The sequence below is a fragment of the Mycobacterium rhizamassiliense genome, from assembly GCF_900157375.1.
Lineage (GTDB): Bacteria > Actinomycetota > Actinomycetes > Mycobacteriales > Mycobacteriaceae > Mycobacterium > Mycobacterium rhizamassiliense.
Genome location: NZ_LT721901.1, coordinates 4409424 through 4421548 on the forward strand (window position 1 = coordinate 4409424; position 12125 = coordinate 4421548).

General features: G+C 69.8%; 11 protein-coding genes and 1 pseudogene. 6 read left to right on the forward strand and 6 right to left on the reverse strand.

Annotation, left to right across the window (positions count from 1 at the left end):
• Positions 1–2: 2 nt before the first annotated feature.
• The 4 genes from MRAB57_RS21280 to MRAB57_RS21295 are packed head-to-tail and all read right to left on the reverse strand — an operon-like array spanning position 3 to position 3816.
• A complete protein-coding gene (locus MRAB57_RS21280; protein WP_077089100.1) occupies positions 3–806 on the reverse strand; it encodes an SDR family NAD(P)-dependent oxidoreductase in 804 nt (267 codons plus the stop codon).
• Positions 807–822: 16 nt separating this feature from the next.
• Positions 823–1476 (reverse strand): TetR/AcrR family transcriptional regulator, encoded by a 654-nt coding sequence (locus tag MRAB57_RS21285; protein WP_077089101.1) that lies wholly within the window; start codon positions 1474–1476, stop codon positions 823–825.
• Positions 1463–2608: a sulfotransferase family protein gene (locus MRAB57_RS21290; protein ID WP_077089102.1), complete on the reverse strand. Its 1146-nt coding sequence runs from the start codon at positions 2606–2608 to the stop codon at positions 1463–1465. Before MRAB57_RS21290 ends, MRAB57_RS21285 begins: the two co-directional genes overlap by 14 nt.
• The gene (locus MRAB57_RS21295; protein WP_077089103.1) at positions 2605–3816 is read right to left on the reverse strand and encodes a DUF1214 domain-containing protein; all 1212 of its coding nucleotides are present in this window, start codon (positions 3814–3816) and stop codon (positions 2605–2607) included. The genes MRAB57_RS21290 and MRAB57_RS21295 overlap by 4 nt, the downstream gene beginning before the upstream one ends.
• Positions 3817–3943: 127 nt before the next feature.
• On the opposite strand from MRAB57_RS21295, the gene MRAB57_RS21300 reads away from it, so the two are divergent.
• Together MRAB57_RS21300 and MRAB57_RS21305 are read left to right on the forward strand one after the other, a co-directional pair.
• A complete protein-coding gene (locus MRAB57_RS21300; RefSeq protein ID WP_077089104.1) occupies positions 3944–4339 on the forward strand; it encodes a PPOX class F420-dependent oxidoreductase in 396 nt (131 codons plus the stop codon).
• Between the two features lie 6 nt (positions 4340–4345).
• Positions 4346–5200 carry a type 1 glutamine amidotransferase domain-containing protein gene (locus tag MRAB57_RS21305; RefSeq protein WP_077089105.1) on the forward strand — a complete coding sequence of 285 codons (855 nt, stop codon included), beginning with the start codon at positions 4346–4348 and terminating at the stop codon, positions 5198–5200.
• Here MRAB57_RS21305 and MRAB57_RS21310 read toward each other — a convergent pair whose 3' ends face one another.
• Positions 5201–5893 carry a dienelactone hydrolase family protein gene (locus MRAB57_RS21310; RefSeq protein ID WP_077090747.1) on the reverse strand — a complete coding sequence of 231 codons (693 nt, stop codon included), beginning with the start codon at positions 5891–5893 and terminating at the stop codon, positions 5201–5203.
• 73 nt (positions 5894–5966) lie between these two features.
• On the opposite strand from MRAB57_RS21310, the gene MRAB57_RS21315 reads away from it, so the two are divergent.
• From MRAB57_RS21315 to lnt, 3 genes and pseudogenes are all read left to right on the forward strand, one after another.
• Positions 5967–6497: an FxsA family protein gene (locus MRAB57_RS21315; protein ID WP_077089106.1), complete on the forward strand. Its 531-nt coding sequence runs from the start codon at positions 5967–5969 to the stop codon at positions 6495–6497.
• Positions 6498–6597: 100 nt separating this feature from the next.
• A complete protein-coding gene (locus tag MRAB57_RS21320) occupies positions 6598–8130 on the forward strand; it encodes an amidohydrolase (RefSeq protein WP_077090748.1) in 1533 nt (510 codons plus the stop codon).
• A gap of 214 nt (positions 8131–8344) precedes the next feature.
• Positions 8345–11024 (forward strand): annotated as a pseudogene (lnt, locus tag MRAB57_RS21325) (apolipoprotein N-acyltransferase).
• Here lnt and MRAB57_RS21335 read toward each other — a convergent pair.
• Positions 11002–11337, reverse strand: a complete 336-nt coding sequence (locus MRAB57_RS21335) for an RNA polymerase-binding protein RbpA (protein ID WP_077089109.1) — start codon at positions 11335–11337, stop codon at positions 11002–11004. The pseudogene lnt and the gene MRAB57_RS21335 sit on opposite strands and share 23 nt — an antisense overlap.
• Before the next feature lie 152 nt (positions 11338–11489).
• On the opposite strand from MRAB57_RS21335, the gene MRAB57_RS28970 reads away from it, so the two are divergent.
• Positions 11490–11840, forward strand: coding sequence for a hypothetical protein (locus MRAB57_RS28970; protein ID WP_077089110.1), 351 nt, complete (start codon positions 11490–11492; stop codon positions 11838–11840).
• The last annotated feature ends 285 nt before the right edge of the window (positions 11841–12125 follow it).

Below are 12125 nucleotides of genomic sequence, written 5' to 3' on the forward strand. Positions count from 1 at the left end.
CCTCAGACGAAGTCCGAGCCGCCGTCCACGTTGACGGTCGCGCCGGTGACATAGCCGTTGCGGCGGGACGCCAGGTAGGCGGTGATGGATGCGATCTCTTCGGGCAGCCCGGCGCGACCGAGGTCGCAGGGCTGATGAAAGTTGTTGTCGATCCACGTCATCACGTCACGCGGGTCGGTGGCGTCGAGGCCGTCGGCGGCCAGGATGTCCTTGAGGTTCTCGGTGAAGCTGGCGGTCACAATCGTCCCGGGACACACGCAGTTGACGAGAATACCTTCGGCGGCAAGGCTTTTCGAGAGGTTCTTGGTGATGCTGGCCAGCGCGGCCTTCGACGCGGTGTAGGCGACGATGCGCGGGTTCTGCCGCTGGATGGAATGCGCCGACAGCGTCACGACGCGCGCCCAGTCCGCGGCACGTAGCAGCGGCAGGCAGGCGCGGATCGACCGCACGGCCGACATCGTGCCCAGCGCGAACGCGTCGTCCCATTGCGCGTCGTCCATCTGCTCGAAGTAGCCGTCGCCCGGGCCGATCGTGTGGACCAGGCTGTTGAGCCGGCCCCACCGCTCGGCGACCGCGGCGAAGCCGTCGGCGATGGACGTGGCGTCGGCCATGTCCACGCTGATGCCGACGGCGTCGGGTGCGCCGGCCGCCAGCAGCGCCTCCACCGCGGCGTCGAGCGCCGCCCGGCCCCGGGCCAGCACCGCCACGCTGGCCCCCTCGGCCGCAAGGGTTTCGGCGATGGCCAGCCCCATGCCCTTGCTGCCCCCGGTGACCACAGCCGTCGATCCGGCGAAACCCAGGTCCATCGATATCTCCTTTGAGTTATTGGGTGGCGGCGTCCGACGTGACGCCCAGCCCGCGTAGGCAGAAGCTCACCGCACGGTCGCGGACGGCAGCGCGATCGGAATCGCCGGTCTGCCATTGCCGGTCGACCGCCGCCCACACCACGCCGTGGATGAACTCCGCGTCGACCGCCGGATGGATATGGTGGAACACGCCGCGCCGCAGGCCGCGCTCTAGCGCCTCGCTGAGCGGCTTGAGCATCTCGGCGTAGGCCGGCTGCACCAGTCCGGGGGAGGCCAGCGTCTGGGACTGCGCCTCCAGCGACAGCCGGCGCAGATCGGACTTCGTGTTCTCGTCGAACGCCAGGTCGAGCCGCGCGTCGATCCAGGCCGCCACGGCCTCGATCTCGTCGGCGGCGCCGGCCATCCGGCGGTGCAGCCGCCGCCGCTCAACCCGCGCCGATTCCAGGAAGACCGCCGCGACCAGCTCGTCCTTCGAGCCGAAATGCCGATAGAACGCGCGCGTGCTCAGGCCGGCTCGCTCCAAGACCGCGGCAATGCCGAAGCCTTGAACCCCGTTCTCGCGCAACGTGGTTGATGCGGCGGCCAGGATCGTACGCCGGACGGCGGGGTCCGGTTCGAGCTTGTCGCGCCGCCGCGTGCGGGGCGCATCGGCGGGGTCAGGCGCTGGCATCGTAGGCGGCGAGGTAGTCGGCGAACCGGTGGCGAACGCCGTCGGGTGTCAGCCCGTAGTCGGCCAGGTCGTAGTCGTGTGCGCCGCGCGAACCGGGCTTGTGGGTCTCGGCCCAGCGCTTGACCGAGTCCGCGGTGGCGTCGGTGAAGCTCAGCCCGAGGCGCTCGTAGCCGCTCTGCAGGGTGCGCACGGGATCGGACTGCAGGTCGGCGAACGAGACGTCGGCGAACCGGTCGTCACCCGTGCGGGCGCGGAAATCCATTGCCCGCCGGACGGCTTCGGCCCAGCTGTCGATCTGTTCGGCGCCCAGCTCGTGCGGATCGTTGTGGTCGCTGCTCCAGCTGCGGACGTACTGGATCAGGCTGCATACCGAGCCCATCACCGCGGCCGGATCGCGGTGGCTCCACAGGAATTTGGCGTTCGGGTAGGCCTCGACCAGCGCGTCGAGGGCGAACATGTGCACCGGCGTCTTCAGGTGCCACAGCACCGGCGGGCAATGCCACTGCAACAGCTTGAGGACCCGTCGGTGAAAGGTGTACGTCTCGCGCATGTCGCAGTCCATCAGCCACGCAAGATATCCGGGGGCGCGGACCGCGCCGTCAAAGTGGAAGGTGCGGAAGCTCATTCCCATCAGGTCCTGGCATTCGGTCGCGGCCGTCGCCTCGGAGTTGTGCATCGTTTTCATCAGCGGGAACATGTCGTCGAGCATCTTCAGGCCCGCCTCGGCCTGCGCGATCCGCGGGTCGGTGTGCTGCGTGGCGGACTCCGGCGGGGGCGTGGGGGCCTGCGACTCCCAGGTCCGCAGCGAGCGGAACTGCGGATCGGCGGCCACCAGTTGGCTCAACGCCGTGGTGCCCGTGCGGGGTAGGCCGATCACGAAGACGGGTCCGCCGACCACCTCGTCGTCGATCTCGGGATGCTGCCGGTAGGTGTCCTCGACGTTGAGGCGTTGAATCAACGCATTGCTGATCGTCGCGTGCTGGATGACATTGCCGATCTCGTTGAGATCCGCCTCGGTGTTCAGCGCCTCGACTATGCGATCGAGTCCCTCGCGGTAGTACGGGGACCCGAAGTCGTCCAGACCCGTTGCGGCGCAGGCGCCGTTCTCCAGCTCGTCGGCATCGAACATCAGGCGAACCTTTCCCGCACGGCGTTGCGACGCGAGGCGATGACGGACGCGCGCTCCTCGGCCGTCACCGTCGCCGTATCGGCGGGCAGCGCCGCACGAATCTCGTCGAACGGCACGACCCGCGTCGACGGCGTCGGCGCCGTTTCGGTGCGCACACAGCGCAGGATGATGGGCCCGTTGCTGAAGCCCGCGGTATCAAGCCAATTCGCGACGCCGGGGTCTCGCGCGCACAGCACTACGCGCACCAGGCCGTCGGAATCCACCACCGCCTGATGCGCGTTCAGGCTGGACTGATGGCGGCCGTAGTGAATCGTCTCCCACCATGGATTGCCGATGGAGAAGCTCCAGTAAATCCCTTGTGGCGGTTCCACTTCCACGATCAGGGCCTCGCCGCTGCCCAGCTCCCACCGGCCGATCACCGGGCGGTTCTCCGCGGCCGCACCGATGTCCGTGCGGTCGATCGGCGGCAGGAATCCGTTGGCCGGGGCCGCGGCGCCGAATTGCAGAAAGAACGCCAGGTTGCCCTCGACGAAGTCGCCGAGGGCAACCAGCTGTTGCGGGATCGCGACGACCGGGTCGACCGAACGGCGTTCGGCCCCAACGGCATCGCCGAGCCGCTCGACGCGCAGCGACGACGCCACCTCGGTGTCCCAGTCGTAGAAGAAGTGCCGCACCGTCAGGGTCGGGTTGTCGCCCTCGAGCCGCATCCAATTGCCCGGCCGCCCCGTCGGTTCGGAGGGAGACAGCACCACCTCGAAGTTCCCGTCGGCGTCCACCTCGAGTTCGTCGACCAGTTCGTTGGCCGTCGAGGTGATGCCGTTCATCGTCTGCAGCCCGACGTAGCGTGCGGTGCCGCGATTGCCGAACAGCCGGTAGCTTTCGCCGCCGCGCAGCACGGCGCGGGTGTAAATGCAGTCCGGGCATTCCATGCCCCACGTCACGAGGTCGTCGGTGCTGGTCGCCTGGACGCACAGCACCGGATCGCTGTCGAACCGCAGGATCTCGTCGATGCCCGCGGTGAGCAGCACCAGCAGATGGCGCATCCCCGCGGCGAGATCGACCCGATTTCGGTTCGCCGGGTCCGACTGCACAACCTGGGCCGCATCGCTGAGCCGCTCCTGCAGATACGACCACGCCCCGGGCGCGTCCACGTCGCCGTCCGCTGGTCCTGCCACCGCCGCCTCGGCGATCGAGAACGGGAGCCACGCCATGGGGTTCTTCGAATCGCTCACGCGTTTCCTCGCTCCGGTCACCGTCACACGCCGCTAAATGAAAACGATATTTTCACTTAACACGAAGATCGCTGAGAATGTCAACGTTGCCGAGTAGGTTGAGACCGTGACGCCCACCTTTGCCGATCTCGCCAAGGCGCAATACATCCTTTTGACCACCTTCACCAAGGACGGCCGGCCCAAGCCGACACCCATCTGGACCGCCCTGGACCAGGAGCGCGGCGATCGGCTGTTGGTGATCACGCAGGAAACCTCGTGGAAGGTCAAGCGGATTCGCAATACGCCGCGCGTCACGATGGCCACCTGCACCATGCGCGGCCGCCCGACGAGCGAGGCCGTCGAGGGCGCCGCCGCGCTGCTCGACAAGTCGGAAACCGGCACCGTCTACGACGCGATCGGCAAGCGCTACGGCCTGATCGGCGGGGTCTTCAATTTCTTCAGCAAGCTGCGCGGCGGCATGGAGAACAACATCGGCCTCGAACTGCGAGTGGCGCAGGGCTAGAGCGTTATGGGTACCGTGCTGATTCCGATTCCGGACCGGGACTTCGACCCGACGGAGGTCGCGGTCAGCTGGCGCGTCCTGACCGACAACGGCCACCGGGTGATCTTCGCGACCGAGAGCGGCACACCGGGTGTCGCCGACGACATCATGGTGACCGGCCGGGGTCTCGACATCTGGTCGGCGATGCCGGTATTGCGTTCGATCCCGCTCGTCGGAATGGCGCTGCGCGCCAACAAGAATGGCCGTGCCGCATACGCCGCCATGGTGAAGTCGGGGGAGTACCAGCATCCGGTGAGCTGGCGTGCGGCCACCCTCGACGGCGTCGACGCGTTACTGCTGCCCGGCGGTCACCGCGCCCGCGGCATGCGCAGCTACATCGACAGCGACATCCTGCAGCGCCTGGTGGTGGATGCCTTCGCCCGCAACCTGATTGTCGCCGCGATCTGTCACGGCGTGTTGCTGGCCGCCCGCAGCGTCGACCCCGGCACCGGCCGCTCGGTGCTCTACGGGCGCAAGACGACCGCGTTGACCTGGGCCATGGAGCGGCTGGCCTGGCGGCTCACCCGGATCACCAGATTCTGGGACCCGGACTATTACCGGACCTACAGCGAGGAACCCGGCCAACCCGGCGGCTACATGTCCGTGCAATCGGAAGTCACCCGGGCGCTCAAAGAGCCGACGGATTTTCGCGACGTCGAGCGCGGCGCTGAGCATGCGCGGCTCAAGTCCTCCGGGATGGCGCGCGACACGGCGACCGACTCGCGACCGGCGTTCGTCGTCGACGACGGCAACTACATCTCGGCGCGCTGGCCCGGTGACACCCACACCTTCGCGCGAGCGGTGTCAGACAAGCTGCCGTAGTTAGCGCAGGTGCTCGCCGAAGAACGAGAACACCCGGCTCCACGCGTCTTCGGTCGCGGCGTGGTCGTAGCCGAAGCCCGCGACCCGAAGCAGCGGCTGGGCCGGTAGGTCGTTGGCGAAGCTGTGCCCGACGTCGGGGTAGACCTTGACGTCGTTCGTAACCTGCTTGGCCGCAAGGACTTTCCGCAGCTTTTCGGGTGCGCCCTTGCCCAGCGGGTCGCGGCCGCCGAAGCTTGCCACGACCGGGCATGCCCCCTCCAGGGTGTCGTCGAGGTGGCGCGGCAGGGGCGCGCCGTAGAACGGGGCGGAGGCGCCAAAACCCTTGGGGGACATGATGAGGGCGAACTGGCCACCCATGCAGAAGCCGGCGATGCCGACCTGCCCGGTGCAGTCCGGCGAGGCCAGCAGGTGCTCGCGGGCGGCGACGATGTCGTCGAGGGCGCGGCCGCGCTGCGTCTGCAGCTCGCGCATCACGCGCGTGATGCAGCGGATGCGGCCGCCGCGCGCGTACATGTTCGGCGTGAGCGCCAGGTAGCCGGCCTGGGCGATGCGCTCGTTGATCTGTTTTTTGTCGCGGCCGTAGCCGAAGGCGTCGTGGATCACCACGACGCCGGGCCACGGGCCCGTCCCGGCCGGGGTGTTCAGCAGCGCGTCGATCGATCCGTCGGGGGTAGCGATCTCAATCGTGGTCATAACGTCATCTAACTGCAGCCGCGATCCCGGCGCCCAGGGGAACTCCGGCGCGGCCCGCCGTCGTTGTGCGTACATGGTGAGCCGGCTCTTACTCGTTTACGCCGTCGTCGAACTCGCGGCGGTCTTCGCCCTGGTGTGGGCCCTCGGCTGGGGCTGGACCCTGCTGATCCTGCTCGCGACGTTCGTCCTCGGCTGGGGCCTGCTGGCCCCGATGGCCGGCTCGCAGCTCCTGCACCAGCTGCGCGGGATGCGGTCCGGGTCGCTGGAGGCGCGCAGCGTCGGTGACGGCGCGCTGGTCACCGTGGCCACCGGGCTCGTCCTGGTTCCCGGGCTGGTGACCACCGTCATCGGGACGCTGCTGCTGCTGCCCCCGGTGCGTGCCGCCGCCGGCCCCGGGGTCTCCGCGCTTGCGCTGCGCACTCTGCAGCGGCGGGTGCCGCTGGTCACCTACCCGGCGGCGTTCACCCAAACCCAGCGCGGCGACCCGGCCGACCGCCGCGACTACATCGACGGCGAGGTCATCGACGTCCACGATGTCGAGCCGCCCGCGCTGCGCAGCGACGACCACTGGGGCGGCCCCCGGTACGCGTCCGGCCCGAGCTGATTGCCCGCCGCGCGCCCGCGCGTAGTTTTGGCGTGTGACCGCGACGACCCTGCTGGTGAACGGCCGGGTGCACAGCCCCACCCATCCCGACGCCACCGCCATGGCGGTGCGCGACGGCCTGGTCGCTTGGCTGGGCAGCGACGAGGTGGGCCGCAGCCAGTTCCCGGACGCCGAACTGGTGGACCTGGACGGGGGTTTCGTCGCGCCGGGGTTCGTCGACAGCCACATCCACCTGAGCGCGACCGGCCTCACGCTCACCGGCCTGGACCTGCGTGACGCGACTTCACTGGCGCACTGCCTGCGGCTGGTCGCCGAGCACGCGGCCGCCCACCCCGGCCAGCCGGTGTGGGGTCACGGCTGGGACGAGTCGACGTGGCCCGAGAACGGCCCGCCGACGACCGCGGAGCTCGACGCGGTGCTCGGCGACCGGCCCGCGTACCTGGCGCGCGTCGACGTGCACTCCGCCCTGGCGTCGACGGGGTTGCGGCGGCTGGTCCCCGACCTGGCGGCGGCCAGCGGGTTCGCCGCCGAACGGCCGCTGGCCGGCGACGCGCACCACCTGGTCCGCGCCGTGGCGCGCGACCTGCTGACGCCGGAGCAGCTGGCCGAGGCCAGGCTCGCGGCGCTGCGGGCCGCCGCGGCGTCGGGCATCGTCGCGGTGCACGAATGCGCGGGTCCCGAGATCGGCGGGCTCGACGACTGGCTGCGGCTGCGTGCCCTCGACCACGGCGTCGAGGTGATCGGCTACTGGGGTGAGGCCGTGACCACCGCCGCGCAGGCGCGGGCGCTGGTGGAACAAACCGGGGCCCGCGGGCTGGCGGGCGACCTGTTCATCGACGGCGCCCTCGGCTCGCGCACCGCCTGGCTGCACGAGCCCTACCTCGACGCTCCCGAGCGCGCCGGAACCTGCTACCTCGACCCCGACCTGATCGAGGTGCACGTGCGGGCCTGTACCGAGGCGCAGGTGACCGCGGGCTTCCACGTCATCGGGGATGCCGCGGTCTCGGCGGCCGTCGACGCCTTCGAAAGGGTCGTCGACGACCTCGGGGTGGTCGCGGTGGCCCGCTGCGGACACCGCCTGGAGCACCTCGAGATGGTCACCGCCGATCAGGCCGCCAAGCTGGGCGCGTGGGGCGTCATCGCCAGCGTGCAGCCCAATTTCGACCTGCTGTGGGGCGGCGACGACGGCATGTACGCCCGCCGGCTGGGCGCCGAACGAGCCAGGCAGCTCAACCCGCTCGCGCTGTTAGCATCCCAAGGCGTGCCCCTCGCGCTCGGTTCCGACGCCCCGGTGACGGGTTTCGACCCGTGGGGCAGCGTGCGCGCGGCGGTCAACCATCGGACTCCGGGCAGCGCCGTCTCGGCCCGGGCCGCGTTTGCGGCCGCCACCCGCGGCGGCTGGCGGGCCTGCGGCGTGCGCGACGACACGACCGGCACCCTGGTTCCCGGTGCGCCCGCCTCGTACGCCGTGTGGGATGCGGGCGACCTCGACGTGCACGCCCCACAGGACGGCGTGCAGCGGTGGTCGACCGACCCGCGGTCCCGGGTGCCCGCGCTGCCGCGGCTCGGCGCGACCGACGCCTTGCCGCGCTGCCGCCAAACCGTGCACCGGGGCGTGGTGGTCCATGGCTAGGAAATGGTCGGCCCGGCACCTGCGACCGGGGAAATCCGGCGAAAGCGAACCCACACCGACGGACGAGGACGGCCCGGCCGACATCGACGCCGACGAAGCGGTGAACGAGCCTGACGACGACGCGGAAGCCCCCGAGCCCGACAACGAGACGCCCGCCAAGGCCGACGGACCGAGTCCGGCCCGGCGGCTGGGTGTCGCGGCGCGGCGTGTGCTGCTGGCGCTGGTCGTGGCGGTGCTCGCGCGGCTGCCCGGACTGTGGGCCGCGCTGCGGCCCCGGGTGGCGCGCCTGGTGGTCAGCGTCGCCGGCGGGCTGCTGCTGTGCGCGAGCTTCCCGTCGGTGAACTGGTGGTGGGCGGCCGTCGTCGCCGCCGCACTGCTGGGGTGGGTGCTGACCCATCCCGCGACGACGCCGATCGGTGGCCTGGGCTACGGCTTCCTGTTCGGCTTCGCGTTCTACGCGCCGCTGCTGCCGTGGATCAGCAACCTGGTCGGCGCGGTGCCGTGGCTGGTGCTGGCGGTGGTGTGTGCGGTGTTTCCCGCCCTGTTCGGCGTGTTCGCCGTCGTGGTGCGCGGGCTGCCCGGCTGGCCGGTCTGGTTTGCCCTGGTGTGGACGGCCACGGAGTGGCTGAAATCGATCGTCCCGTTCGGCGGCTTCCCCTGGGGCGCGGTGGCGTTCGGCCAGACCGAAGGCCCGTTGCTGCCGCTGGTCAAGATCGGCGGCGTCGCGCTGCTGTCGCTGGCGGTCATGTTGATGGGATTCAGCGCCACCGCGATCGCCCGCGAGATCGTCGAGTGGTGGCGACGCGGCATCCGGAAGCCCGACGCCGCCGCAGCCGACGATGACGACACCGAAAAGCACGTCACCGAGGCCGACGCCGCGCCGCCTGCGGTCGTGTTGCCCGGCGTGTGCATCTGCCTGGTGTTGTTCGCCGCCGCCATTGTGTGGCCGCAGGTGCGGCACGCCGGCGCGGGATCGGGCGGCGAACCGACCGTCACCGTCGCCGCCGTGCAAGGCAACGTGCCGCGGCTCGGCCTCGACTTCAACGAGCAGCGGCGGCAGGTGCTGGACAACCACGTCCAGGAGACGCTGCGCCTGGCCGAGGACGTGCGTTCCGGCGCCGCGCAGCAACCGCAATTCGTGGTGTGGCCGGAGAACTCGTCGGACATCGACCCCTTGCTCAATCCCGATGCGGCCCAACAGATCGCGGAGGCGGCCCACGCGGTCGGTGCGCCGATCATGTTCGGCACGGTGCTGGATCTGCCCGGCCGCCCGAACGATCCCGCCCAATACACCACCAACACCGTCATCGTCTGGAATCCGGGGACCGGGCCGGCCGACCGCCACGACAAGGAGATCGTGCAACCGTTCGGCGAATACCTGCCGATGGCGGGGCTGCTGAAGCATCTCTCCGGCTACGCCGATCGGGCCGGGCATTTCGTGCCCCGCCCGGGCACCGGCGTGGTGCACATCGCGGGCGTCCCCGTCGGCGTCACCACTTGCTGGGAAGTGATCTTCGACCGCGCGCCGCGCAAAGCGGTCCTCAACGGCGCCCAGTTGCTAACCGTGCCGGCCAACAACGCCACCTTCAACCAGAGGATGAGCGAACAGCAGCTCGCGTTCGCCAAGGTTCGCGCCGTCGAGCACGACCGCTACGTCGTGGTGGCCGGCACCACCGGCATCAGCGCCATCGTCGCCCCGGACGGGGCCGAGCTGGTCCGCACTCCGTTCTTCACGCCCGGCTACCTGGACATCCAGGTGCGCCTCAAGACGGCGCTGACGCCCGCAACCCGCTGGGGACCGATCCTGCAGTGGATCTTGGTGGCAGCGGCCGGAGCGGTCATCTTGGCCGGGATACGGCACAATGGATGGTTCCCGCGTTCGATTCGCCGGAGGTCTACGCCCCCGGGTGAGCCCCCCGACCAATCGGAGGAGCCCACGGCCTCCGACGACGGGCCCCCGCCTGACCAGGGCGGCGACGACCCTCCGTCCGAACAGGGCGGTGACTACACTCCGCTTCATCACAAGGGCGGCCGACCCCCGCGTTATCTCGGGCGACACAGAGGAGCTACATGACCACCGGCGAGCAGGCGACCCGAGTACCGGGCAACCGGCCCAGTCAGCGTGTCCTGGTGATCATCCCCACGTTCAACGAGCGGGAGAGCCTGCCGCTGATTCACCGGCGGCTGAAGGACGCGTGCCCCGACGTGCACCTACTCATCGTCGACGACAGCAGCCCCGACGGCACCGGGGAGCTGGCCGACGAGCTGGCGGCCGCCGACGGCGGGCGCATGCACGTCATGCACCGCACGGCCAAGGACGGCCTCGGCGCGGCCTACCTGGCCGGCTTCGCCTGGGGATTGGGGCGGCAGTACTCCGTGCTGGTGGAGATGGACGCCGACGGCAGCCATTCACCCGAGCAGCTGGCCCGCCTGCTGGAAGCCATCGACGCCGGGGCCGACCTGGTGATCGGGTCGCGCTACGTCGACGGCGGCAACGTCCGAAACTGGCCGTGGCGGCGCTGGGCCCTGTCCTGGACGGCCAACACCTACGCGAGACTGGCGCTGGGCATCGGCATCCACGACATCACTGCCGGATACCGCGCCTACCGCCGCGAAGTGCTCGAGGCCATCGACCTGGACGGCGTCGATTCCAAGGGCTACTGCTTCCAGATCGACCTGACCCGGCGGACCCTCGCCAACGGTTACACCGTCGTCGAGGTGCCGATCACCTTCACCGAACGCGAACTGGGCGTGTCCAAGATGAGCGGGTCCAACATCCGCGAGGCCCTGGTCAAGGTCGCGAAGTGGGGGATTCAGGGGCGGATGGCCAACGCGCGGACCGCGTCCGCGGACAACCGCTCGTAACGCGGCTTAGCCGCGGCGCTTGGTCTTGATCAGCTCGAGGCGCTCCTTGAGCAACTCTTCGAGCTCTTCGACGCTGCGACGCTCCAGCAGCATGTCCCAGTGGGTGCGCGGCGGCTTGACCTTCTTCGGCTCGGGCAGGTCACCCTCGATCAGGGTGCCTTCCAGGCCGTTGCGGCACAGCCAACTGCCGGGGATTTCGGCGTCGTCGGCGAACGGGACCTCGAACTCTTCGCCGTTCTCGGTGCGGTACTTCGCGAGCTGACGCGGCGCCAGATCGTGGTTGCGGTCAGTCTCGTAGCTCACGGCTCCGAGGCGACTGCCCCTCAGTACGCGATCAGCCATGGTGCTACTCCTTTGGGCTTCTGTGGTGCGCTTCTCTTCGCTTAGCAAACGTTACGGCGGCCTGCGTAGTTCCCCGGCAGACACGCGGGGTCAGCGACTCGACCTTCAATGATACCGGGATCGCGAAGCGACGCGGACTAAAGTCGGCAGGCGTGACCCGCCGTGCCCGACCGCAGCCGTGCCGCTGGTGTGGCCGGGACGTGACCGACGTCGGGATGGGCCGTCGCCGCCAGTATTGCCGCCAGTCGTGCCGGCAGCGGGCCTACGAGCAGCGCGCATCGATCAACCGGGGCGAAGCGGCGGCCTTGCCCGCCGACGCGGTGGTGTTGTCGGCCGATGACGCCGCCGACCTGTCCGACCGCGTCTACCAGGTCCGATGCGCGGCAGAGGACGTCGCCACGGCGCTGGACGAGGGCGCTGGGAAGGCCGAACTGCGCGAGCTCTGCGATGTGTTGATCAGCGCCGCGCGGGCCGCCGACGGTTGGCGCCGAGTGGGTGTCTGAGCCCCGTCGCTTGGGGCCGGTCCGGCCCGCACCCACAAAGCCGCTGTCATGCGCCCGACCACGGTCGATGCATAGCCGAGTACAGTCGCGCCATGAATGGCGTGCCACGTCGCACCCCCTTGGACACGGCGTTCCACACGCCGAAGCCGATCTTCCGGTAGCAACCGGCGGTATCGGACGTTTTGAAATCTTGCCGGAGTTGGCCATACTCACCAGCGACATTCTTGGGTTCCAGAGCTGCACGACGCAGGTTGAAAGAGTGCCGGCGCCGCATCGTGCAGCAAC